This window comes from Stackebrandtia albiflava (assembly GCF_007994225.1).
Classification (GTDB): Bacteria; Actinomycetota; Actinomycetes; order Mycobacteriales; family Micromonosporaceae; genus Stackebrandtia; species Stackebrandtia albiflava.
Window position 1 is genome coordinate 995,198 of record NZ_VLLL01000005.1, and the last position, 25,262, is coordinate 1,020,459.

The 25,262-nt window shown below is 70.0% G+C and carries 18 protein-coding genes; 13 read left to right on the forward strand and 5 right to left on the reverse strand.

Features of this window, described 5'->3' with window-relative positions; genetic code table 11:
- The first annotated feature begins 32 nt into the window (after positions 1–32).
- Genes LX16_RS05370 through LX16_RS05400 form a run of 7 tightly spaced genes read left to right on the forward strand, consistent with a single transcriptional unit; the run spans position 33 to position 8,887 of the window.
- On the forward strand, positions 33–1,637 hold the full coding sequence (locus LX16_RS05370) for a nitroreductase family protein (RefSeq protein ID WP_147133970.1): 1,605 nt from the start codon (positions 33–35) through the stop codon (positions 1,635–1,637).
- A complete protein-coding gene (locus LX16_RS05375; RefSeq protein ID WP_147133973.1) occupies positions 1,634–4,399 on the forward strand; it encodes a lantibiotic dehydratase in 2,766 nt (921 codons plus the stop codon). Before LX16_RS05370 ends, LX16_RS05375 begins: the two co-directional genes overlap by 4 nt.
- Positions 4,396–5,559, forward strand: coding sequence for a thiopeptide-type bacteriocin biosynthesis protein (locus LX16_RS05380; protein WP_147133977.1), 1,164 nt, complete (start codon positions 4,396–4,398; stop codon positions 5,557–5,559). The genes LX16_RS05375 and LX16_RS05380 overlap by 4 nt, the downstream gene beginning before the upstream one ends.
- A complete protein-coding gene (locus LX16_RS05385; RefSeq protein ID WP_147133980.1) occupies positions 5,556–6,833 on the forward strand; it encodes a metalloprotease in 1,278 nt (425 codons plus the stop codon). Before LX16_RS05380 ends, LX16_RS05385 begins: the two co-directional genes overlap by 4 nt.
- Positions 6,830–7,765 carry an ABC transporter ATP-binding protein gene (locus LX16_RS05390; protein WP_147133983.1) on the forward strand — a complete coding sequence of 312 codons (936 nt, stop codon included), beginning with the start codon at positions 6,830–6,832 and terminating at the stop codon, positions 7,763–7,765. Before LX16_RS05385 ends, LX16_RS05390 begins: the two co-directional genes overlap by 4 nt.
- Positions 7,766–7,776: 11 nt before the next feature.
- Positions 7,777–8,589 carry an ABC transporter permease subunit gene (locus LX16_RS05395; RefSeq protein ID WP_158645487.1) on the forward strand — a complete coding sequence of 271 codons (813 nt, stop codon included), beginning with the start codon at positions 7,777–7,779 and terminating at the stop codon, positions 8,587–8,589.
- A 10-nt stretch (positions 8,590–8,599) separates the two neighbouring features.
- Positions 8,600–8,887, forward strand: a complete 288-nt coding sequence (locus LX16_RS05400) for a hypothetical protein (RefSeq protein ID WP_147133989.1) — start codon at positions 8,600–8,602, stop codon at positions 8,885–8,887.
- 390 nt (positions 8,888–9,277) lie between these two features.
- Here LX16_RS05400 and LX16_RS26480 read toward each other — a convergent pair whose 3' ends face one another.
- Positions 9,278–9,703 carry a hypothetical protein gene (locus LX16_RS26480; protein ID WP_158645488.1) on the reverse strand — a complete coding sequence of 142 codons (426 nt, stop codon included), beginning with the start codon at positions 9,701–9,703 and terminating at the stop codon, positions 9,278–9,280.
- A gap of 205 nt (positions 9,704–9,908) precedes the next feature.
- Between LX16_RS26480 and LX16_RS05410 the strand changes: the two genes are divergently transcribed.
- From LX16_RS05410 to LX16_RS05420, 3 genes are all read left to right on the forward strand, one after another.
- Positions 9,909–11,537, forward strand: a complete 1,629-nt coding sequence (locus tag LX16_RS05410) for an alpha/beta hydrolase (protein ID WP_147133995.1) — start codon at positions 9,909–9,911, stop codon at positions 11,535–11,537.
- Between the two features lie 250 nt (positions 11,538–11,787).
- Positions 11,788–13,458 (forward strand): alpha/beta hydrolase, encoded by a 1,671-nt coding sequence (locus LX16_RS05415; RefSeq protein ID WP_158645489.1) that lies wholly within the window; start codon positions 11,788–11,790, stop codon positions 13,456–13,458.
- A gap of 219 nt (positions 13,459–13,677) precedes the next feature.
- Complete coding sequence (locus LX16_RS05420; protein WP_147134001.1) at positions 13,678–14,139, forward strand: hypothetical protein; 462 nt, start codon at positions 13,678–13,680, stop codon at positions 14,137–14,139.
- A 4-nt stretch (positions 14,140–14,143) separates the two neighbouring features.
- Here the strand turns inward: LX16_RS05420 and LX16_RS05425 are convergent, their stop codons facing one another.
- From LX16_RS05425 to eccB, 3 genes are all read right to left on the reverse strand, one after another.
- The gene (locus LX16_RS05425) at positions 14,144–14,725 is read right to left on the reverse strand and encodes a hypothetical protein (protein WP_147134004.1); all 582 of its coding nucleotides are present in this window, start codon (positions 14,723–14,725) and stop codon (positions 14,144–14,146) included.
- 26 nt (positions 14,726–14,751) lie between these two features.
- Positions 14,752–15,033 carry a hypothetical protein gene (locus LX16_RS05430; RefSeq protein WP_147134007.1) on the reverse strand — a complete coding sequence of 94 codons (282 nt, stop codon included), beginning with the start codon at positions 15,031–15,033 and terminating at the stop codon, positions 14,752–14,754.
- Positions 15,034–15,106: 73 nt separating this feature from the next.
- Positions 15,107–16,462, reverse strand: a complete 1,356-nt coding sequence (gene eccB / locus LX16_RS05435; RefSeq protein WP_158645490.1) for a type VII secretion protein EccB — start codon at positions 16,460–16,462, stop codon at positions 15,107–15,109.
- 244 nt (positions 16,463–16,706) lie between these two features.
- Between eccB and LX16_RS05440 the strand changes: the two genes are divergently transcribed.
- Entirely contained in the window at positions 16,707–18,230 is a 1,524-nt protein-coding gene (locus LX16_RS05440) for a type VII secretion protein EccE (RefSeq protein ID WP_147134014.1), read from the forward strand.
- An 18-nt stretch (positions 18,231–18,248) separates the two neighbouring features.
- The gene (locus tag LX16_RS05445) at positions 18,249–19,217 is read left to right on the forward strand and encodes a hypothetical protein (protein WP_147134016.1); all 969 of its coding nucleotides are present in this window, start codon (positions 18,249–18,251) and stop codon (positions 19,215–19,217) included.
- A gap of 160 nt (positions 19,218–19,377) precedes the next feature.
- Here the strand turns inward: LX16_RS05445 and eccD are convergent, their stop codons facing one another.
- Positions 19,378–20,847, reverse strand: a complete 1,470-nt coding sequence (gene eccD / locus LX16_RS05450; protein ID WP_147134019.1) for a type VII secretion integral membrane protein EccD — start codon at positions 20,845–20,847, stop codon at positions 19,378–19,380.
- A gap of 323 nt (positions 20,848–21,170) precedes the next feature.
- Between eccD and eccCa the strand changes: the two genes are divergently transcribed.
- A complete protein-coding gene (eccCa, locus tag LX16_RS05455) occupies positions 21,171–25,145 on the forward strand; it encodes a type VII secretion protein EccCa (protein WP_147134022.1) in 3,975 nt (1,324 codons plus the stop codon).
- Positions 25,146–25,262: the final 117 nt, after the last annotated feature.

The window sequence follows — 25,262 nt, forward strand, 5'->3', positions numbered from 1 at the left end:
GCACACCGCAACCAGCCCCCGGAGGGAGAACAGTGACAGCCACCGAGACGGTGCGCCGGTACGTCGAGGACGTGATCCATCGGGCCCGAGTCCCGATGCCGCCGTACGACTACACGGTCAACTGGAATGACCAGCCCCGACGGCACAAGGTGTATCCGGGGGCGGCGTCGTTCACGCTCCCGGTCGGCCCGCCGGTGACGGACGCGCTCGCGACGGCACTCGACCGTACACCCTGGACGGACGGCGACGGCCCACTGGACCCGGCGCGCCTGGGCCGTGCCCTCAACGACACCTACGGACTGCTCGCCCGGCGGTTGCGGGTGACGGGCAACGACGACGCGGTGAACAAGCCCCGCAGCGCGGTGTCCACCTACTCCCGGGGAACCGCCAACGGCGGCGGCCTGTACCCGCTGGAGATGTACTGGGTGAGCGGCGCCTCCGCCGACCAGACCCCCGGTGTGTACCACTGGGACACCGCGTCCGGGGCGCTGCAACGCCTCATCGCCGGCAACGTGTCCGACCGCGTGCGGGCCGCCCTGCCCGAACCCGCCCCGCAGACCGACCAGTTCCTCCTGGTGTCCGTGAAGTTCTGGAAGAACTCGTTCAAGTACAACAGCTTCTGCCACCACGTCGTGACGATGGACCTGGGAGCGACCCTCGCCTCCCTCGAACTCCTGGGAGTCACCGACGGCGGGGCCGCCGCCGTGCCGCACCTGTGGTTCGACAGCGCGGAACTCGACGCGCTCCTGGGCATCGAGTCGCTGGACGAGACGACACTGGCGGTGCTCCCGCTCCCGCCGGGACCGCGCGGACTCACGGTTCCGGAACGGTCCGGCGACGCGGCCGTCACCCTCACCGAGGCGGAGCGGTCCAGGGTGACGCACCGGTTCGACCAGGTGACCGCGGTCGTCGAGGCCACCCTGGTACCGCAGGCCCTTCCGGACGTCGAGGTCGTCTCCCGAGTGGCCGCCCCGGCGTCGCCCGAGCCGGTGCCGCTGCCGGAGGTGTCCCTCGACGCCGTGGAAGGCGGCGTGAGCGCGATCCTGGCGCGGCGGCGTTCCTCGTTCGGGACCTTCTCGTCGAAGACGCCGCTGTCGGCGGAGGAACTGGCGACGCTGCTGCGGGTGACCGCCCGCGGATGCCGGCTGCGCACCGACGCGGGCCGCGCCGACTTCGCCCGGCTGGCGGTGTTCGTCAACCACGTCGCCGGAATCGCGCCGGGCGCGTACCTGTACGACGAGGAACGCTCCGGCCTGGTCCTCGTCGACGGTGAGGCCCCCGGCGAACTCCTCCAGACCATGTACTTCCTCGACAACTACAACGTCGAGCAGGCGGCGGCGGTGATCTCGGTGCTCGTGCCCGTCGAGTCCGTGCTCGACGCCGTCGGCGACCGCGGAGTCCGGCTCCTCAACGCGGTCGTCGGCTCCGCCACCCAGAGCTGCTACGTCGCCGCCAGTGCCCTCGACGTGGCGTGCGGAGCGGCACTCGGCTTCGACAACGTCTCCTACGCCGAGCGGCTACGTCTGTCCGGATCGGACGAATGGCCGATGATCATGCTCATGGTCGGCCGCGACCGCGATGACCAGGCCGACTTCGCCTACCCCCTGTCGGCACGATCCCCCAAGGAGTCGACGTGACCAACACCGACCTGCCCGACCTCCCCGCGACGACGCGCGAGACCGCGCTCTCGGCGCCTCCCCACTTCATGCTGCGGGTGTCCCCGCTGCCGTGGGAGAGACTCTCGGGCCTGCACTTCAGCAGGACGGTCGCCTGGGCCGACGCGGTCTTGGGCCTGGAGGACCGGTTGCGCGAATATGCCGTCCCCCTGTCGGACGCGATCGAGCCGTTCGTCGGCGGCGAGACCGACGACGCGCACCGGCGCGCCCTCATCAACCTGCGCCGCGACGTGTTCAACCTGCGCACGCCACGCGACCCCGACCAGACTCGCGCGACCATCGGCAGGCTGCCCGCCGAACTGGCCGCGACACTCCTCGAATGGCTGGAGATCAGCGTCGCCCACCGGCGGCGGCGGCGCGAGGGTGCCGACGTCTTCGGCGAGGAACTGATCGAGCGTCGCCGCGCCCTGCAACGGCTCGCGTCGCTTCCGGTGCTGCGCAAGGGCATCATGCTCGCGTCGCCGTCGCTCGACGAGATGCTTCCGCGTTACATGACCGCGGACCCGTCCAGTCTCTCCAAACGCGCCCGCCGCATCGAGCGGTCGGTCAGCGAGTACGTCTACCGGACCGTCGCCAAGACCAGCCCGTTCAGCACCCTCACCGCTGTGGCGTTGGGAGGCTTCTCCGACGACGCGGACGGACTCCTCTCCATCGACGCAGACGCGCTGGGTGAGAACCGCCTGGTCAGCCACACCCGGCTCAACCTGGCGATCCTCGCGCGCGTCGGTGAGGCGATCATCGCCGACGACGACCTCCTCGACGACCTGCCGATCGCGATCTCCAGCGGATGGACCACCGACCGCAAGCGGGTCCGCTACATGCGGCGCCAGCGCCGCGTCGGCGACGCGTCGGCGGCGATGACCCTCGACACCTTCGACGAGAACGTCTTCTTCCTCGCCCACAGCGACATAGTGGACGACCTGTTCCGGCTGCTCCCGGCGGGGGCGACCCGGAAGTTCTCCGAGGTCCGCCGCCTGCTCCACGAGAAGAGCCCGCACGACCGGGCGGTGGACGACGTGCGCCGCTACCTGCGGCACCTGGTGAGACTGAACCTGGTGACCGTCCCCATGCTGGTCGTGAACATCCACGCCTCCGACCCGATCCGGGACTTCGGCGACCGGGTGGCCCGGCTCGACCGTCCGTGGGCGAAGACCCTGACGGAGGACCTGCACCGGCTCAACGACCTCGTCGCCGGGTTCATCGGCTGCGGCGTGGACGAACGTCGGCTCATCCTGCGGGACCTGCACTCCGAGGTCAAGGAGATGCTGTCGCGCCTGGGCGTGGAGTCGCCGGAGAGCCCGAGGACCGTGCTGTACGAGGACACCACGCTCCCCGCCGGCGCGGTCGCCGCGAACACCGGGTCCTGGCGCGACGGCGCCGCCGCCGACCTGCGGCAGGTGGCGCGGATCCTGCCGCTCTTCGACGCGATGTCCTCGCACCGCCTGATGGCGCGCGGGTTCTTCCACGCCCGCTTCGGCCGCGGCGGCCGGTGCGACGACCTGGTGAAGTTCACCCACGAGTTCCACCTGGACGTGTACGACCAGTACCTGCGGTACTCCTTCAACCACAAGTCGTTCATCGACAACGAGTACCAGGACCAGGAGAACTGGTTCAAGATGCCCGAGGTCACCGCGTTGGACGACGCGCGGCGCACCCTCATCTCCGAGATGCGGCGGCGCTACGCCGCACACGGCGACGACGCGCACGAACTCGTCCTCGACCAGGACTTCATCGACACCGTCGCGGCGAAGCTGCCGCCCATGGACGACGACCTCGACCCGCGGGCGTACTTCGTGCAGGTCGGCGACGTCGACGGTGACCGGCGGGTCGTGGTCAACCGCACGTACACGGGCCTGTCGCTGCTGTTCTCCCGGTTCCAGCACTGCTTCCCCGCCTCCGACGGGGTGGACCTGGCCGGTGCGCTGCGCGACCACCTGCGGGAGATCACGCCCGAGGGCGCGGTCCTGGCCGAGGTCACCGGCGGGTACGACACCTCCAACCTCAACCTGCACGCCGAGGTCACGCCGTACGAGATCGTGTGTCCCGGCGAGATCTCCTTCCGCGACCCGCAGGACCAGATCCCGGTCGAGGACCTGTACGTGGTGGGCGACGAGGAGACCGGTCGGCTCACCCTGCGCTCCAAGCGGCTCGGCAAGGAGGTCATCCCCGTCTACCTGGGCTTCCTGATGCCGATGGCGCTGCCGGAGATGCAACGCCTGCTGTTGACCTTCTCCCGCACCCGCATCGCCAGCCTCGACCTGTGGTCGGGCACCGACCAGCCGTTGGGGGACGCCGAGATCGGCGGCCACCCGCGTGTCCGGTTCGGAGACCTGATCCTGGTGCGCCGGGTGTGGAAGACCGACCCGTCGAACCTGCCCGAGGGGATGGTCGGTGCCGAGGGCGCCGAGCGTGTCCTCGGCTGGCACCGCTGGGCCAGGACGCACAAGCTGCCACGGTACGTGTTCGTCACGCCGGACGCGGTCGATCCCGACGAGGACGACGAGGCGGACGGCGCGGTGCGGTTCGGCAAACCGCAGTTCGTGGACTTCGAGGACTACTTCTCGTTGGGGCTGCTCGACAACCTCGCCGAGTCGGCGAACCGGCGCCTGGTGTTCACGGAGATGCTGCCGGACTCCGAGGGACTGGTCGCCAAGGGACCGAACGGCGAACGGTACGTCACCGAACTCACGATCGAGATCAACGAAGCGGGAATGACGAAATGACCACTGACTCGCCCACCCAGGCCGAGAACGCCACGTTCGCGGTCACCCCCGTCGCCGTCGACGCGGAGATCCCGGTCCCGGAGGACCCGGACGCTCCCGGCGAGTGGCTGGCGGTGCACGTCTTCTACTCCAGCAACAACCACCCACTCCTGGTCGACGGGATCGCGCCCGTCATCGAGGAACTCCGCGAGGAGGGCCTCATCCGCCGCTGGTTCTTCATCCGTTACTGGATGGAGGGACCGCACCTGCGCGTCCGGCTCCTGCCCAGGCGCGCCGGAGACGCCGAGACGATCGCCAAGCGGCTCTTCAAGTCGCTCGACGAGTTCCTCGCCGACCGTCCCGCCCTGTACGAGATGGACGAGTCGGAGATGGGCGGGCTGTTCAAGGAGATGTTCCTCGGCGAGTACTCCGAGGAGCAGTGGAACCAGCTGTACGGCGCGGACGGCAACATGCCGATGCGGCCCAACAACTCCTACGCGGTGATGCGGTACGAACCGGAGGTCGCCCGATACGGCGGCCCCCACGGCATCGAGATCGCCGAGCGCCACTTCGAGAAGTCGAGCGACATGGTGCTGCGCCTGGTGGAGATGACCAACGTGCACGTGCGATCGGTCCTGTTCGGACTGGCCGCGCAGCTGATGACCGTGATGCTGGCGGCGTTCCAGCAGGACAGGGCGGCGTCGGCGGCCTTCCTGTCCACCTACCGGACCTACTGGGAACGCTCCGGCGACGGCGACTCCTCGCCGCGCCACTCCGCCTACAACGACGCCTACCAGACCATGTCGAGCGAACTGCACGACCATCTGGGCGCCGTCTACGAGACCGCCTCACGGCACGACGTCGAGTCGTTGAGCGGATTCCTGCGGGAGTGGGCCGAGCACTGCGTCGAACTGCGCACCGAACTGGTCGATCTCGCCGGGCAGGGCAAGCTCGAGTTCCCGATCGGCATGGACTCCCAGGCCGGCCCCGTCGACGCCGACACGGCCCTGTTCGCGCTGCTCAGCGGCTACATCCACATGACCAACAACCGGCTCGGCGTCAGCATCATCGACGAGTGCTACCTGTCCTACCTCCTGGAGCTGACGCTCACCGGAGGCGAACCGGTCGACCTGGAGGCCAACATCGGCGCGATGTTCGGCGGAACGGGTGCCGATAGATGAGTGACACGAGCACGGTCCCGCAGATGCGGACGGCACGGCCCCGGGTGGACCCGGCCGTCCGCATCGGCCCCGGCCTGTGGGACGGTGACCGGCGGCTCTACACCCTGCACGACCCGCGCACCGGTTGGTACTTCCGCATCGGCGAGCACGAACACTTCCTGACGTCCCGTATGGACGGTGAGCGGACCGTCGAGGAGATCGAGGACGAGTTCATCGCGCACTTCCGCAAGCGCCTGACCCCGGCGCTGTGGCAGTCGATGTTCACGCTGCTGGGTCAACGCGGACTGCTCGTCGGCTCCGACGACCCGGTCCTCATGGCGCGGCTGCGCGACGCCAGGGACAGCCAGTCGGAGCGGTCCCGGACCTGGCTGCACGCGCGGCTGCCGCTGGTACGCCCCGAACGGCTCCTGGACCGGCTGGCCGCCGTGGTCCGGCCGCTCGACCGGCCGGTCTCCTGGGCGCTGGTCTGGCTCGCGGCGGCGGCCGCGATCTGTTACACGGCACTGCTGTGGAACGACGTGTGGCCGCAGGCCCGGACACTGTGGACCGAGCCGGCGGCCATGATCGTCTTCGTGGTGATCGCCTGGACCTCGCTGTTCCTGCACGAACTCGGACACGGTGTCGTCGCCAAGCTCTACGGAGCGCGCGACATCGAGATCGGTTTCATGTGGCGGCTTCCGGTCATCGCGGCGTACTGCAAAGTGGACGACAGCCTCCTCTTCCACGACCGCATGCGCCGGGTACGGGTCGCGTTCGCGGGAGTGACGGTGTCGGTGGCCGTCAGCGCGCCCTTCGCGCCGCTGCACTGGATCACCGCGGGGGAGGGGATGTGGGGAACGGTGTCGGCGGCGATGCTGACCTTCGGCATGTTCTCCGGCCTGATGAACCTTCTTCCGGTGTTCAGGCTCGACGGCTACTATGTCCTCAGCCACCTGCTGGACGTGTCGGCGCTCGACGAGTCGGCCCGCCGCGAACTGGTGAGGCTCGTGCGGCGAGGCGGGGCACCGGCCGTGCCCGGGCCGAAACGCCGGGTCTACCTCGCGTACGGCATCGGTGCCTACCTGTTCCTGACCGCACTCGTCGCGGCGATGGCCGCCTTCGCCTACTTCGGCATCACCCCGTACGTGGGGGCGGGCGCCGCGGTCGCCCTGATCGCGACCGCGATCCTGCTCGCCTTCGTCCTCGGCGTGATCATGACCCGACGCTCTCGCCGGAAGATGTCCGCCCTTCCCGGGACCCAAGCCCCCGACCACTCGAAATGGGGACAGACATGACCCAAGGAACCGACGGGCCGGTGATCGAGACCAGCGGCCTGACGAAACGATTCGGCGGCAAGTCCGCCGTGGACGACGTGACGCTCGACGTCCGGCGCGGCGAGGTCTACGGGTTCGTGGGCCTCAACGGCGCCGGCAAGACGACGTTCATGCGCATGCTGGTCGGACTGGCCAGGCCCACCGCGGGCTCCCTCAAGGTGCTCGGCCACTCCCGCCTCACCAACCCGGTGCTGCGGCGCGTCGGCACCACGATCGAGCGGCCGGCCTTCTACCCGGGAATGACCGGCAGGCAGAACCTCTCGCTACTGGCGCGGTACTCCGGCATGGGTGACGCCGACATCGACGCCGCCCTGAAGACGGTGGACCTGGCCGATCGCGCGGGGGACAGGTTCCGCACCTACTCCCTCGGCATGAAGCAGCGCCTCGCCCTGGCCTCGGCACTCATGGGCGAACCCGAACTGCTGATCCTCGACGAACCCGCGAACGGCCTGGACCCCTCGGGCATGGCCGCGATGCGGGAACTCATCCGGGAACAGGCCGCACGCGGTTGCACCGTCATGCTCTCCAGCCACCTCCTGGGGGAGATAGCGCAGGTGTGCGACCGCGTCGGCGTGCTCCACCACGGACGACTCATCGCGGTCGGGACCACCGCCGAGATCGAGGCGCAGTACGGTGCCCGGCCCGCGCTCCTGGTGACGTGCGACGACACCGGGAAGGCGGCCTCGGTCGCCCGCGACCTGGACGGCGTGCAGGACGTGAGCGAACAGGACGGCGGCATCCTCGTGTACGCGCCCGAGGACGCCGCGGGCGCACTCAACTCGGCCCTCGTCGCGGCCGGGATCACGGTACGGGGCATCAGACCCAACGAACGCAGCCTCGAAGACGTGTTCCTAGAGATGACCAGCGACACCGCGAACGAAGGGCGGGCATGATGGGCCGGGCGTTGAGCGCCGAACTGTACGGGATACGCCACCGTGGCTCGTTCACCGTGGTCTCCGTCGTATGGCTGCTGCAGATAGTCCTGTTCGCGTATCTCGCGAACTACATCGTCTCGTTGACCGTCGCCGAACTCCCCGCCGACCAGATCCAGGCCATGAAGGACGGCCTGGCCCCCTCGGCGGTGGCCGCGGCGGTCGTCGGATCGCTGCCCATGTACGGCGGTCCGGTGATGATCATCCTCGGCGCGCTGATCGGCGCGGGCGACGAACGTTCCGGAATGCTGCGCACCGTGCTCAGCAGGTTCCCGGAACGCGGCAGGCTGGTGGCCGCCAAACTCGTGGCGTTGACGGCGCTGATCCTGGTGCTCATGGCCGTCACCTTCGTCGTGGCGTTCCTGTGCGGCCTGGCGGTCTCGCTCATCGAGGGCACGCAGTGGTCCTTCCCGTCCTTGGCCGACACCGCGGCGGGACTGGGCGCGGCGTGGCTCATCGGCGTGGCCTGGGCCGTGCTCGGCTTCGGCATCGCGGTCCTGACGCGTTCCCTGGCGGGGACGATCGCGATCGGCCTGTTGTGGGCACTGGTGTTGGAGCAGGCACTCCACGGCCTGGCGGGTGTCGCCACGGTGCTGGAGTCGGTGCGCCCCGCCCTTCTCAGCGGCGCTTCGGCGATCCTCGCCGAGTCCGTCGGTTCGGCTGGGGCGATGCCGGCCGGTACCCCCGACGCGGGCGTTCCGGTCGCCATAGTGGTTCTGTCGGTATGGATAGCGGTGAGCGCGGTCGCGTCCGCGATCGTGTTCCGCCGCAGAGATGTGGCATGAGGAGGACGAGATGGTCGACGGTGCGGCGTCCAGGGGACGCGGCAGGTTCTTGAACGTGGCCGTGTGGGTCACGGTGGCCGGAGTGTTGTGCGCGGTGGCCGCCGCGGTCTCCACGACGGTGGGAGGCATGGAGGGGGTGGTGCGCGCCGTCGGCTTCACGGCCATGGTGTGCGCCGTCGTCTCGGGCGCCGGTGCGGTGATGCACTCGCTGAACGGGGCGAAGGCCCTGTACGCGACGGCGGCCGTCGCGACGTTCATCGCGGGTTCCACGTTCTTCGGAATGAGTTTCTCCGCCTGACCTCGCGGCTACTCCGGTGGCGGAGCGTTCCCGGCACCGCCACCGGACCGTGCCGCCGTCCGGCTGCACCTCGCGCGGCTTCCGGCTGCCCGACGGCCGATCCGCGGCCGGCGCGCGGCGGTCGCGGGCCGATTGGACAGCCCACGTGGTTGTTCGTATCATTCGATCTGATCTCTGCGCCGGTCTCCGGCGGTACGCGGCAGGTCAGCCGCGGCCATCGGATGTACGGCGTTGTCACGCCCGGATCTCACCGAGCTGTTCCGCCCGTCCACAGTGCCCAATCTCGTCGCGCGTCGGCCGACCGTCGCGTGGGCGGGCGCTCCCGAGACCACCCGCGACGCCTCGCGTCGGCGGGCCGAGGAGACGGGGCGCGGGCGGAGCCCCCGCCGTTCACACCCACAGTGGACGGCCGCACCCGTACGACCGTACGGTCCGACAGCCCGCATCGGTGATGCGGGGCCGGACCGAGAGAAACCAGTCCAGGAGGACAGACATGTCGCACCTCATCGACCAGATCGCCGTCTTGGAGGCGGAGACCTTCGAGGTCGTCGACCTCATCCCCAACGACGACCTGCAGGCGGCGTCCACCAGCACCACCAGCAGTGCGTGCAGCACCACCTCCACCTGCTCGTGCTCGACCTCGTCCTGCTGCGGCACCACGAGCTGCAGCTGCGCCTCGACCTCGTCCTGCGCATAGCCGGAGCCGTCGGGAGGCGGCGTCGCGACGGCTGAGCTGGCTCCTCGACCGTCGTGGCCACAGTGGTCGGTCGGGTTCCCCGGAACGGGCGGTCCGCCGTCCCGGGGAACCCGGCTCACACTCCGAAGTGTATCGACGCCTTCCGATATCGTCTCGGATTGGCTATCCTGCGGAGAACTCGGCGCGACGGGTACCGGTACACGCTCCACGACGCCGGAGTCGTTCCGCGACCGATCGACCCGATCCCCGGTGGCGGGCGATTCCGCTCGGCCGGTCACCGTCCACGTCGGTGGCCACACTCGGAGTTCCCTGGATTGGTGCGCGATGAACTACGCGGAGCTGCTCCACCTCGACACCGGCAACCTCTCCCGCACCGCCGAAGCCGTCGGGCTCGTGGGCGGCAGGCTGGGGGACCAGGCGAGCGAGCTGTGGGGAACGGCGAACATCCCGACGACCTCGTGGGACGGTGACGACGCCGAAGCCGCGACCGGCCGGATCCGGGACCGCGTTCCGCCGCTGGAGGACACCAGCCAGGCCATGCTCTACGCGCAGGTCGCGTTGCTCGACCTGGTCGAGAAGCTCATCGCGGCCAAGGCGCATCTGGAGCGGGCGCGAAGCGCGATCGCGGGCACACCGCTCACCATCACGCCCGAGGGCGTCGTTCAGGTCCCGCCCGGGCTATCACAGGCGGACGACGAACGGTACCGCCGACTCGCCGACGACGTCGCCACCATGATCCGCGAGGCCCTGACCGCCGCGAACACCGCCGACGCCGAGGCGATCGCGGCCCTACAGGGCGTCGGCGCACCCGGTGCCGCACCACCGATGTCGGCCCCGGCCACGATGCCCGGTGAGGGTTGGAGCCCGCAGCAGTTCAAGGACTGGTGGGACGGACTCAGCGAGCCCGAACGCCAGTACATGCTCGAGAACCATCCGGATGTCATCGGCAACGCCGACGGCATCCCGTCGATGTACCGGGACCTGGCGAACCGTGAACTGCTGGGTGACGCCATAGACCGGACCCGGTCGGAGATCGACGCGCTGAAGGACGAACGCGCCGACCTGCCCGGTGGACCCGGCAGCGAGGGCGACCGACGCCGGCTCGACGGGGAGATCGCGGCCCTCGAAGGGCGCCTGGGCGGACTGGAGACCATTCAGGACAGACTCAACGCGCCCGGCACCGCCGAGTACGACGACCGGGCCTACCTACTGCAGATCGACCCGTCCGGTGACGGGAAGGCGGTCGTCGCGGTCGGCAACCCCGACACCGCCGACAACGTCTTCACCTCCGTGCCCGGCACCGGCGCGAGTGTGCCCACCATCGGAGGCGACCTCGGGCGGGTCGACCGTATGGTCTTCGACGCCAACCAGCGGGACCCCGAGGCGTCCACCGCCGGAATCCTGTGGCTGGGATACGACGCGCCCGACGCGATCAACAACGCCGCCTCCACCTCGTACGCCGACGGCGCCGCACCTGCCCTGCGGGAGTTCCAACAGGGACTGGAGGTGGTGCAGGGCGGGCCGGACGCCGCCAACAACACCCTGTTCGGTCACTCGTACGGCACCACCGTCATCGGTCACACCGCCACGAGCGGTGGTGTCGCGGCGGATCAGATGATCTTCGTCGGCAGTCCCGGAGTGGGCGCCGACCACGCCTCCGACATGGGAATCGGCGCGGAGAACGTGTACGCCACGACGGCGCCCAACGACATCATCCACGTGGTACCGGACGCGAGCTGGGCGCACAACACCGCGCCGGTCAAGGAGGAGTTCGGGGCGCAGGTGTTCGACACGCCCCGCTACGACGGCAGCCGGATCGCCGCGCACAGCGGCTACTGGGACGACGGCAATCCGGCGCGGACGCACTTCGCGTCCATCATCACCGGCAACGGCACCGAGGTGCCCCGCGGCGAGTACCACGAGCGCTGGTACGAATGGCGCCCCTGGAACTGACCCCGACCCGGGGCATGGCGGAGTGTGCCGGGTTCACCCGTGGAATCTCGATACCGGTGGATCGGGCGCTGCCGCGTCTGTCCGATTCGCGCCGGATTGGTTATCCTGCATAGCACCGAGAGACCGCCGGTGGACCGGGCCGCCTATGCGGGCCGGCCCGCGACCGCCGCCGGTGTGCTCCCGAACGGGTGTCATCACCGGACGCCCACACCCCAGCCTGTCCGACTCAGGCCGTGATGGATGGTGCCGCATGAACTATCTGGAGTTGTTGAACCTCGACACCGGCAACCTCACCCGAAGCGCCGAGGCCGCCGGGTTGATCGGAAAACGGCTGGGGGACCAGGCGAGCGAACTGTCCGGCATGGCGGACGTCCCGCCCGCCGTCTGGGACGGTGACGACGCCACGGCCGCCGTCGACACACTGCGGGAGCGCGTGCCGCCGCTGGAGGACGTCAGCCAGGCGATGCTGTACGCCCGGGTCGTGTTGATCGACCTCGCCGAACAACTGCAGATCGCCAAGGACGCCCTGATCGCGGCCAAGTCCGAGGCGGAACGCACCCCACCGCTGTCGGTCGACGCGCAGACGGGGATGGTCGTCATCCCTCCCGGTCTTCCGAAGGAACAGGAGGACGCCCTCCGGCCGTTCGCGTCGCGGGTCTCCGCCCAGATCACCATGGCCGTCATCAACGCCAACAACGCCGATTTCCATGCGACACAGGCGCTGGAGGGAATGTCCAGGCCAGGAGCGCAACTCCCGATGTCGGAACCGGCGAGCATGCCCGGTAAGGACTGGACACCGCAGCAGATCACCGACTGGTGGAACGGGCTGACCGAGGAGGAGCGGCGGCACCTGTTGGAGAACGAGGCGCCGTTCGTCGCCGACACCGACGGAATACCCACCGTGTTCCGGGACCTCGCGAACCGTGAGCTGCTGGGCGACCAGATCGATCAGACCCGGACCGAGATCGCGGGGTTGAAGGAGGACAAGGGCGACCTCCTGGGTGGTCCCGGAAGCCAAGGTGATCGTCGTGCCCTCGACGACCAGATCAATGCCGCCGAGGACAAGCTGGCCGCGCTGGAAGGGCTGCAGAACCGTATCAACGAGAACGGCGCCGCCATCTACAACGACGACGGGACGTACGAACGCTCTTACCTGATGGATTTCAACCCGGAGGGCGACGGCCAGGCCGTCGTCGCGGTCGGAAACCCCGACACCGCCGACAACGTCGTCACCATGGTCCCCGGTATGGGTTCGGAACTGTCCGGCGTCCCGGGCGACCTCGGCCGGGTGGAACGGATGGTCGCCGCAGCCAACACATTGGACCCGACTCAAGAGACGGCCGGCATTCTGTGGCAGGGCTACGACGCGCCCGACGGCGTTCACAACGCCTTCTCGTCTTCCTACGCCGAGAACGGGGCGCCCGCGCTCGGGCGGTTCATGTCCGGACTGGAGGCGGTGCAGGGTGGTCCGGACGCCGCCAGGAACACCCTGCTCGGTCACTCGTACGGCTCCACCGTGGTCGGCCACGCGGCCACCGCCGAGGGGGGCGTGGCTACCGACCAGATGGTGTTCGCCGGCAGCCCCGGCGTGGCCGCCGACCACGCCTCCGAACTGGGGGTCGGCGCGGATAACGTGTATGCGACCTCGGCGACGAACGACATCATCAACGCGGTGCCGGATTACCCGTGGACACACAACGCGTCGCCGGTGGATCAGGAGTTCGGGGCCCATGTGTTCGACACGCCGCATGACGGCGGCCCTATCTCGCCGTTCGCGGCGCATTCCGGATACTGGGACAACGAAACGACCCTGCACAGCTTCGCGAAGATCATCACGGGCAACGGCGAACACGTCCCCGAGGTCGTGCATGCACCGAACAACAGCCCCGGTCTTCCCTGGTTCCTCGACCCGTATAACTAGCCTTCGGCGCCGGCCACCTCCCATCGCACAGCAGTAGGTGCCCACCCGTCCACGTACTCCGATGCGGTAGGCGCGACCACGGCACCGTGCCCACCCGAGCGGATCGGCGCACGGGCATCGCGGTTCCGCGGCGGTGAGGTTTCCCGGCTCGGCGGTCCCGGTATAGCCTGAGCCGAGTCGTACTCGTGGGCCTCCCGGTCCGGTCGGTAGGAGGAAGTGTTGTCCGCGATCGAACAGCTCGACGAGCTTCAGGGGTACGTCAGGGCCGAGGAGAAGCTGCAACCGGCGTTGGTGCTGCTGAGCGCCGACTTCGACGTGATGCCGGGCCTTCGTAACTCGGTGCCCTACGACGACGAGAACGGCAGACCGACCGACTTCGCCAACGTCGAGATCAACTACCTGTTGAAGCACCGGCCGCCGTTGGCGGGTGTCCCGGCCGAGGAACTGCTCGCCGCGAACTCGGCGTTCTTCACGCGGGTCGAGGAGCTGTGGGACGAGTTGGGCCATCGCACCATCACCCGGACCGTGGAACAGCCGTTCCGGGTGCTCCGGGCGCAGGACCCGCGTGACGGTTTCATCATCGCGCTCAAACAGGGCAAGATCGGGAACCTGTGGATGACGGCGTCCTCCGCGCCCGTGCTGCGCACCGGCGCCACCCCACCACCCCCGGTGTGGACCTGAGCCGTCACAGTTTCCCCGACACCGATCGGATCCGGTGACCACCCAACCGGTGGCCAAACTCGGTGACGAAATCCGGGCGCAGCGACGGCCAGTTCCAGAACGTCAGGCCCAGGGCGGCGAAGGCCCACGGCGTGCCGCTCCACCGCCAGTCGTTGAGCCGGGAGGCCAGACCGCAACCCAGGCAGTCCAGCCGGGAGCCACCGCCGCCGAGCCAGTCGGTCAAGACCTCGGAGAACCGAGCCGCCTGAGCCGACTCGTCTCCACGGGCGTCTCGCCACTCGCCGACCCGGTGACATCCGGGACACACGAGGCGGCTGTCCTCATCGACGGTCGTGAACACCTTCCGGCCGATGTGGATGGACACTCCGTTGGTCCGCGATCCCCACGGCAACAGGTCGGGTTCTTCGACGACCGCGGAACCGCCGGGGCCGGGTGGATGGCCGAGATCGGCACCGAGAACGCAGTCGGTGCGTTCGGCGGAGATCACGGTCACCGACACCAGCCAGGCCGTGATCGACTCCGCCAACGGTCCCGCCTCGTCCACTTCGGCGTCGAGGTCGGTGATGCTCTGGAACCAGTCACCCATCGGGGGTTTCCGTCGTCGCGGATGGTTCAGCGGGGGAAGCAGCCGGCCTGGTTCTCGTCGTTGGTGCCGTGGTTGGTGCCGCAGTTGCGGATGGCCTCACCGTCGGCGGCGATCTCCGTCGACAGGGTGATGGCGAACTCCGTCCACACCGTCGCCAGCTTCGCGAACTCGCCGGGTGTGCGGAGGCCGGGTGTGGTCGCGTCGAGCCCCGCCAGGTTGCTGCGGACCTCGTTGCCGATCGACTCGCCCAACGTGGTCACCTCGTCTCCCTTGGCGGTGACGTCGGTCGGCGAGATGAAGAAACTCACGGCGTCTGTCCTTTCCGGCCGGCGGGTAACCTCGTCCGTTCAGACTAACCGGAACGGCACGGCGTGGGAAGGCTCACGGCACCTGGGTACGCGCGCGCTCGGGGTCCAGTGCCGGCCCGGTGGGGATCAACGCGACGAACGTGGCGGGCACCGGCAGCGGCGTCACGTCCCGGTAGCCCAGCAGTGTGGCGGCGTCGCCGGCGAGGGCGTACTTCACTCCCAGATCGGTGATGAGGTAGAGCGTCCCGTCCACGGCGCCGGGTGTCGCCTGTGACCGGATCAGTGCGCCGCCGCCACCGGGGACCCAGACGTGCTCGGCGGTGTCCACGACGTCCAGGCCGTCTCGCGGGGCGAAGCTCGCGGGAGAACCGATCTCGGCGGGCGCCTCCGGGTACCACGAGACGGTGATCTCCTCGTCCTCGAAGACCGTGCACACCGCCGCGCCGTCGGGAGCGGTGACCTGGCGGGGAACGTCCTGCGGGAAGCCCTCCGGTTCCACCGTCGTCGTCCCGACCTCGTCGACCTCGGTGGCCGTCAGCGACGTCGGGGTCACCGGCTCGCCGTCGCTCAGCAGCGCCTTCGACGTCGCGCCGATCGGCGCGAGACCGTCGACGGTTAGCACGTAGTCCCGTCCGCCGGCGGTGAACAGGTCCCCGTACTCGGCGTCGTGGTCGGACAGCGCGTCGGCGGAGTCCCCACGGTCGTCGATGTCGGGGGCTTCCAGGGCGGGCCCCATCACGACGGCGTCGAGGAAGATCGAATCGACCCGGGTCACCGCGTCGGGGTCGATTCCCAGCGCCAGCAGTGTCGCGTCGTCCGACACCTCGTGTTTGCGGTCGGCCAGGACGAGGAACCGCTCGTCCGCCTCGTCGGCGACGACCAGACCGCCGTCCCCGAGGGATTCGCCGGTCGCGGGTGCGTCGAGCAGGACGTGGCTGGTCTGCCGCATCGGATTGTCCGGCTCGGGTGCCGTGCACACCTGCCACGGCAGGCTCACCAGGGCGTCGGGCGGCGGCAGCGACTCCGGACCACCCCGGATGCCGATCTCCCAGCCACGGGGTTCTCCCGCCAGGTCGGCCGGGCTCACCATGTGCACCGGCACGTCGGGGCTGTCGAACATGAGCTTCGCGGAGGCCAGATTGGTCACCGGGAACAGGGTGGCGTCGATGTACACGTAGACCGCGCCGCTCTCGTCGTCGATGACGATGGAACCCTCCTGCTTCCACAACTGGTTCCCCGCCGGGAAGATCAGACCCACCACCCAGAACCCGACGAAGATCAACACCGCCAGCGCCAGCCCGCCCAGGACCGACATGGTGGTGCGCCGCAACGGCAGTTCCAGGTTGTCGGGCCTGCCGGAGGTCATCGCCGAGACGATCCGGCGGGTGACGAAGTGGTACGCCTGGAACTGCTCGCGTCTGGTGCGCATACGGGCCTGCCCCTGCCTGGCTGTCCGACACGGCGGTGGGAGGAGTAGACCGCCGACCGACAGCACCATACCCGCGCCGGGCGAGAACGGGAAGCCGTGTGCCGCAACAGGCGGAGCCCGCAGATCGCGGGGATTTCCTCATTGGTCGGCAACTGATATCGTGATGCCACTTCCACACATTCAGCACTCTCGGATCCCGGCCGCCCGGACCTGGGATCGGGTGCGTCGCGGTCGCGGAGGTCGGATGGCAGTGGTGGGACTTCCCGTTCACCGGGACCGGCCCGGTGTCGGCGACGTCGGCCTGGGACGGCTCGTCGCCGTGGAGTTCGCCGCCGCCGGCGCACTGCTGTCCTGGCATCTGCCGGACCCGTACCCGTACGTGCTCACCGGGGTGGGGGTGCTGGTGGCCGCCGTGATCCTGCTGTCCGGTTTCCGGGGCATCGGCCGGCGTGTGGCGCTCCGGTTGCGTACCGCCCGGTTCCGCAGGGGCGCACAGGAGATAGACGTCGCCGGGAACGTCCTGGCGGGACTGGCGCCCGGACTGGACATGCGGGACGTCACCGAACGCGGCACCCGGTACGGCGTCGCCTTCGACGGTGCGGGTTGGTTCACGGTCGTCGCCCTCGACCACTCCGACGCCACCGCCCCGGTCGGGCTCGAATCGGGCATGTTGCGGGCACTGTCGTCGGCTCTGCTGGGTGCCGACCGCGGCCCCGCCACGATCCAGGTCGTGACCCACATGGTTCCCGCCCCCAGTGCCGAGGTCGACGCCGACGCCGCCTGCGCCCGGTCCTACGCCGAACTGCTGGGCGACGACCCGGTCGTGTCGCACCACATGACGTGGCTGGCGGTGAGGCTGGACGGCCGGGACGCCGCGTCGGTCGCGGCCGCGCGCGGCGGCGGCTCCGAAGGTGCCAGGCGTGCCGTGGTGGCGTCGACCCGGCGACTGACCCGGTACCTCACCGACAACGGAGTGGACCACCGCGTGTTGCCCTCCGACAGCCTCCGGTTGGCGTTGGCGCACTCGGTGTCGGGGGAGACGGTGTCGGCGGCACTGCACCGGCGGGCCTTCGAGGAACGCCGGGCCTGGCGGGTCGGGGCACTCGCGCACGTCGTCTTCGGTGTGGAGGGCCGGATCACCGACGTCGACCGGCTCCGTCGCCTGTGGATGTCGATGGCGATGTTGTCCACATCGTTCTCCGCCGTCTCGGTGGTGTTCCGGCCGCTTCGGAACCACGGACCGGCCGCCTCCGGGGTACGGCTCCAGACGATGCTGCGGGTGGCGTACGACGCCGGTTTGAACGAGTCGCCCGCCGACGAGCTGGTCCGTGCCGCCGCCGAGTGCGGCGTACACGTGTGGCGTCACGACGGTGAGCACGCCGCAGCCACCTACGCCTCGGCGCCCACCGGTGGGGGAAGCCGAGCCCGCAACCGATTATCCCGCACAGACAACGGATGGAGAGCCCACATGGCACCGATGGCCGAATCCCATGTGACCCCCGACGACCTCGCCGGGCACGGCAACCACATCACCAGTACCGGAGACGAGATAGCCGCGACCGTGACGTCGGCGCGCGAACTCGGTATCGAGATCCCGGGACTGGCGACCTCGGCGGCGTTCGCCTGGTTCCGTGACCGGATGGCCGACCGGGTCGCCGGGCCGCAACGCCGGATCAGCGACGCGGGTGTCTCCGTCGTCAACTCCGACCACAGCCACCTGGCGAACGACGGCGACAACGGTCGGCCGTTCGATCGCGCCTTCGAGTAGAAAAGGCGGGCACCCCACGTGTTGTACTCCGACCTCAAGAACATGAACGTCGGCCTGATATTCGAGGCCGCCGCCGGATCGACCTCCACACAGGAGGGACTCGTCAACGCGGGTGCCAGGGTCCGGTCGCAGGCGGCGGGCCTCTCCGGCGTCTGGGAGGGCGACGACTCCCTTGCCGCGTCGACGGCGTTGGAGACCGACAGCCTGCCCGTGACCTCCGCCGGCGACTCCTTCGGCACCGCCGCGCAGATCCTCAGCCGACTGGGAGAGCAGTTGGCGGTGGAGCAGGCGGTCCTGTTGTCGGCGATCGCCCGTGCCACCGCCATTCCCGGCATGGTCGACGAGGCCGGGATCGTCATTCCGTTGATCCCGCCGTTGACCCTGCCGCCGGTCGCCGCCGCCATGCAGGCCGCCGCCACGGCGTTGACCATGGAGATCGCCGGAATCGTCGCGCGCGCCAACGGACACGACCAGGCCGCCGCCGCCGCACTGGCCGTCGAGTCGGTCGCCCCGGACGACCCGCCGCCCGGTGAGGAGGGCTCCGAGCAGTTCAAGTTCCCGCAAATTCCGCCGATGCCGGACCTGTCGCAGGGTCTCGGTTCGGGAGGCTCCTACGGCGGCCCGGACCTGCCGGGCCTGGGTGAGGACTTCGGCGGCGAGTACGACCCGTCCCAGCCCGGTGGCGGCCTCGCCGGTGCCGGGGGATCCTTCGGTGGCCTGGGAGCTGCCGGATCCGGAATGGGACCGGCGGGCGCCGGGTGGGGTGCCGGTTCGATGACCGCCGCCGGCGGCGCGTCGATTCCGGGCGCCGCCGCGGGCGCCGCCGGAATGGCGGCACGCCCCATGGGCATGGGGATGATGCCGATGGGCGCCGGGATGGCACGCGACGACCAGGCCGGTGACGGTTCCCGCACCTGGCTGACCGAGGACGACGACCCGTTCGGTTCCGACGAGGCCGCGCCGCCGGTGTTCCGGGGCACCGCCTGACCGACTCGGCCGGGGTGCCGCCGCGTCACGGCACCCCGGAACGGACCGGACACCGCTCGCCACGAACGAGGATCGAAGGCGGCCTCTGAGCGTGCGTTCGCGAGGCGGCGGAGGAGACGCTCTGGAAGATCCGTGCGTACCGTGTGGCGCGCCCCGCCTCTCAGCCGACGACGCCGCGAGGCGCCGACCGGGTGACGCGCAGCGGAACGGCAGGTTCGGAGACGGCCGCTAAGATCGTCCGGATCCACCAGTACAGGTCCCACACCCACAACGTCAACGGGATGACCGCCACCGCCAGGACGATGTGGAGGACGTCCCCGATCCGGCCCCACAACGGCGGGATCCGGCGTCCCGCCACACCCAACGCGTGGATGAACAGGACGACCGCCCCGGCGGCCAGCGCGCCCGCCACGATGAACAGCCGCTGCGTGGGCGGCAGGGCCGCGGCGCCGACCGCCGCCAGGGTCGCGGGACCGGCGAAGCCCACGACGAGGACCGGCACCCGCATCCGCACCGTGTGGAAGTCGCGGGACTTGACGAGCATCAGCATCGACACGACCGCCGCCAACACCGTCGCCGGTACCGTCGGGGTCGCGGCCAGGACCATCACCGCGACGGTCATGACCGCCGCGCAACCGGCGAGCAGCCCGGCGAGGTAGGCGTCGGAGAAGTCGCTGCGCGCCAGCAGCCGGTCGCCCTCGTCGTCGGCGAAGTCGATCTCGCCGCGAAGCTCCTCGGGATTGGTCGGCACGTCCGGCAGCGGCAGCTTCGCCAACCGGTACGAGAGCATCGGCAACGCGGGGATCGCCAGCAGCGCCACACCGGTGATCACGGCGGCCGACGCGGCCGCCGGCACGTCGAACCACAGGCACAGGGCCGCGCCGAGCGCCAGGCCGATCCCGGCGGTCAGGGAGGCCAGGAACGGCGGCGTCGGCCGGTTCACCGTCAACGTCGCGATCACCGAGAAGACGATCGCCGCGCAGCCGCCCGCCAACCACTGCGCGGCACCGTACTCGGTGAGGAATCTGCCTTCGGCGACGACCAGGGTGCCGCCGAGGAAACCGGCGAGGACGCCCAGCGAACCGGTCAACACCGCCGGCCCCGACATGCCGAACGCGCGTTCCAGCGCCCACGCCCCGGCCAGGCCCACCAGCCCGCACACGACGACCACTGCGGTCGTTCCCGGGCCGGGCACGCCGGCGGCCGTCACCAGCGCCGCCACGATCGCCAGGGATCCGGCGACGAGGCCGACGCGGCGGGTGTCGGTGGAACGCCACGCCCCGGCCCGGTCGACGGCCGCCGTGGCGACCGCGTCGACGACGTCGTCGAACACGGCCGCGGGGGCGGTGTCGGGGGCGGGCCGGAAGTACAGTTCCTCTCCGTCGGCGATGCCGAGCTGCGCGCACGACAGGTCGGGGTCCATCGGTGGTTCGCCGAGCCTGGCCAGGGTCCAGCCGCCGACCTCCACGCCCTCCTCGACGAAGCCCTCACCGTCGGGGGACGCGGCCGACTGCGCCAGCAGTTCGGCCTGCAACTCCACCAGCGGTATGTGCGCGGGAAGCGCCACGTCCATCCTGGTGTGCGGCGAGACGATGGTGACCCGGCAGAGCGGGTTGACGACGAAGGTCATGAAGTGCTGGCTCCCGGCGGAGAGGTCGGTGCGGCGACACCGAGGGTCGAGGACGGAGGATGCGGCGTCCCCTGTGGTCGGTCGGCGGTCTCTCAGAGGCTGTCTCCGCACCCGCTGTTCTGCCGCGCGGCGCCCGGTCGGCGCCTCGCGACGTCGTCGAAGGCCGTGCTACTGAGAAGCGGTGCGTACCACACCGGTACGCACGGACCTTCCCGGAGCATCGCCTTCTCCGCCTTGCGAAGGCACTCGACCGGATCGCCGCTCGCGACGAACGAGGCCCGAAGACAGCCTCTAATATGGCAACCGATCGATGGGAGCGCAACATGGGCACCGTGCACTTCCGGCGCCGGCCAAGGAAGTGGGGACCGGCGCTGCCCGCCGGGGAACTCGAACTGAAGGCACCCCCGGAGCTGCCGCAGCCAGCGCAGCGCAGCATGACGCAGGTCCTCCAGATGCTCCCGATGTTCCTGCTGTTCGGCGCCATGGCGCTGATGTACACCACCCGGCGCGGGTTCGGCGGTCCCATGCTGGTGATCGGTGGGCTCTTCGTGGTGGCGATGCTGGCGATGGTCGCGACGTCGTTCCTGGGCGGGGGTCGGGGCGGTGACCGGCACCAGATGACCAACGACCGCCGCGACTACATGCGTTACCTGACCCAGGCGCGACGCAGGGTCCGTCGCGCGGCCGTCCAGCAGCGCGCCGCCATGCTGTGGAGCCATCCGCGTCCGGGCGCGTTGTGGAACATCGCCGCCTCACCCCGGCTGTGGGAGCGGCGTATCACCGACGAGGACTTCTGTGAGGTCCGGGTGGCGGTGGGCAGGCAGCGCCTCGCGGTCTCCCTCAAGACCGAGGAGACCAAACCGGTCGAGGACCTGGAACCCATGAGCGCCATGGCGTTGCGGCGCTTCGTCAAGGCACAGTCGACGGTGCGGAACCTGCCGATGGCGATCCAGTTGCGCGGTTTCCGGCGGGTCCGTGTCCACGGTGACGACGCGGCGGCCCGGGCGTCGGTGCGGGCGATGCTGGCGCAGTTGGTCACCTTCCACGCCCCCGAGGACCTGTGCCTGGCAGTGGTGGCCGACCCCGGTCGACGCAAGGACTGGGAGTGGGTGAAGTGGCTGCCCCACAACCAGCACGAGGACGCCATGGACGCCGCCGGGCCGCGACGTCTCATCGCCGGTTCGCTCACGGAGCTGGAGACGTTGCTCGACGACACGTTGGCGGGGCGCAGCCGGGGAACCGCCCAGGTGTCGCCGGTGCACGAGGGCCGGCACGTCGTCCTCATCCAGGACGGCGGCGAGATCGACCCGGCGGGCCGGCTGACCGGGCCGGGCCTGTCGGGCACCACCGTCATAGAGTTCGGTTCCCGTTTCCCCCGCAGGATGCCCGAGTGGCTGGTCGGTATGGAGGTGACCGCCGACTCGGTGACGATGACGTACGGCGAGGGACGCACTCCGATGGGGACACCCGACAGGATGAGCCTCAACGCCGCCGAGGCGCTGGCCCGGCAGATCTCCCGGTTCCGGTTGGCCACCGCGACCGCCACCGCCGAGCCGCTGGCGGTCTCGATGGACCTCCCCGACCTGTTGGGTGTGCGCGACATCGGCGGCTGGGAGCCGCGACGCACCTGGCGCCCGCACCAGCCCGCCGCGGAACGCCTGGTCATTCCGCTGGGCCTGGATCCGAACGGCGGCAAGGTGACCCTGGACTTCAAGGAGGCGGCGCAGGGCGGGATGGGGCCGCACGGCCTCATCATCGGCGCCACCGGTTCGGGCAAGTCCGAACTGTTGCGCACCATCGTGTCGGCGTTGGCGATCACGCACTCCTCGGAGGAGTTGAACTTCGTCCTGGTGGACTTCAAGGGCGGCGCCACCTTCGCCACACTGGACCGGCTCCCGCACACCAGCGCCGTCATCACCAACCTGGAGGACGAACTGGCGTTGGTGGACCGGATGGCGGACGCCATCAACGGTGAGATCGTGCGGCGGCAGGAGTTGCTGAGGGACGCCGGGAACTACGTCTCGCAACGCGACTACGAGCGGGAACGCCGCGCCGGGGCGGCCCTGGCACCGTTGCCGAGCCTGCTGGTGATCTGTGACGAGTTCTCCGAACTGCTCACGGCCCGGCCGGAGTTCATCAACCTCTTCGTCCAGATCGGACGGGTCGGTCGCTCGCTGGGCGTTCACCTGCTGTTGGCCTCGCAACGCCTGGAGGAGGGCAGGCTCCGGGGACTGGACACCCACCTGTCGTACCGGATCGGTCTGCGCACGTTCTCCGCGATCGAGTCGCGGACGGTGTTGGGGGTCCCCGACGCCTACGAACTGCCGCAGGCACCCGGGCACGGCTACCTCAAGATCGACCAGGACACCATGTTGCGGTTCCGGGCCGCCTACGTGTCCGGGCCCTACCGCCGGGTCCGGCGGCAGCGCGGCACGCCCGGGACCGGTTCGGCACCGGACCGGGTGGTCTCCTTCGACTCCACGCACCGGCCGCTGGAGGTCGAGGCCCCGGTCCCGGTCCCGGCCGGACCGGACCAGGAGGAGCCACAGTCGAGTGAGACGCTGATGGCGGTGCTCGTCGACCGGGTCGAGGGCAAGGGACCGCCCGCCCACCGGGTCTGGCTTCCCCCACTGGGGCCGGCCCCCTCCCTCGACGGGTTGTTCCCTCGCCTGGAGGTCACGCCGGAACGGGGCCTGCACGCCCCCGACTGGCCCGGCGGGACACTCCGGTTCCCGATCGGGCACGTCGACCGGCCCTTCGAACAGCGACGCGACCTGCTCACCATCGACCTGTCGGGCTCCGGCGGTCACTTCGCGGTCGTCGGCGGCCCCCAGTCCGGTAAGAGCACGGTGTTGCGGGCCGTCGCCGGGTCGATCGCCCTCACCCACACACCGGCCGAGTTCCAGATCTACGGGATCGACCTGGGCGGCGGGGCGCTGCGGGCGTTGCGGAACCTGCCGCACGTGGGCGGGACCGGGTCCCGGCAGCAGCCCGAGGTCGTGCGGCGGATCCTCGCCCAGGTGCTCGCGCTCATCGACGAACGCGAGGCGACGTTCGCCGAGGAGGGCATCGACACCATGGCGACGTACCGGCAGGCGCGCGCCGAGGGGCGGGTCGAGGACCCCTACGGTGACGTCCTGGTCGTCATCGACGGCTGGCCGGTGTTCAAGGAGGAGTTCACCGCGCAGATGGACCAGGTCTTCGCCATCGCGCAACGCGGGCTCGCCTACGGCGTGCATCTGGCCGTCGGCGCGAACCGCTGGACCGACATGCGTCCGCCGCTTCGCGACCTGTTCGGTACCCGGGTCGAACTGCGCCTGGGCGACGCCATCGACTCCGAGATCGACCGCAAGGCCGCCAAGAACGTCCCGGACCGCTCACCGGGCAGGGGACTGGTCGAAGGCGGCCACGCGGTCCTCACCGCCCTGCCTCGGATCGACGGACGGAACACCGTCGACGACCTCATCGCCGGGATGGACGGCTTCGTCACGCGCGCCGAGGAGTCCTGGACCGCCACGCCGGCGCCCGCCGTCAAGTTGCTGCCCCGGAGGTTGCCGTTCGCGGACGTCCCCGCCTACGAGCCGGGCCGGGAGGTCCACTTCGGGATCGACGAGGCGCGGCTGGCGCCGGTCGGGATCGACTTCTCGGTCAACCCGCACTTCGTGATCCTCGGCGACTCGGAGTCCGGCAAGACGAACCTGCTGCGGGTGCTCATCGGGCAGCTGTGCCGTTCCGAGGCGGAGAAACCGCCGAAGTTCGTCGTCGTGGACTACCGCCGGACCCTACTGGGGGAGGTGGAACCCGCCGACCGGCTGGTGTCCTACTCCGCCGACTCGGCGACCGCGGCCACCTCGGTCGCGGAGTTCGCCGCGGCGCTGCGTCAACGGCTGCCGGGTCCCGACATCACCCCCGAGCGGTTGTACTCCCGCGACTGGTGGACCGGTTCGGACGTGTACTTCGTCGTCGACGACTACGATCTCGTCGCCGCGCAGAAACCCAACCCGGTGCACGCGCTCATACCGCTCCTGCCGCAGGCACGCGACATCGGACTGCACCTGATCGTGGCCCGCCGGATGGGCGGGGCGTCACGCGGACTGCTCGAACCGGCGCTGCAGGCGTTGCGGGAGTTGCAGACACCGACGCTGATGCTGTCCGGGTCACCGGACGAGGGGCCGCTGTTCGGTAGGCTGCGTCCCTCGATCCAGCCGCCCGGACGCGGTACGCTCATCCGCCGGGAGGGCGCCGGATTGATCCACACCGCCCTGCGGCCCTCGAAGTTCACCCGGGATGCGGCGTGATCCACAAGACGTCCACAATCGCCGCCGCTCCCGCCGCCCGTGACGTTCTCATCGTGGCGGGCATCCTCTAATGTCAAGTGATGACAGGCGAATCGGCCGATTAGTGCGATTCGTCGT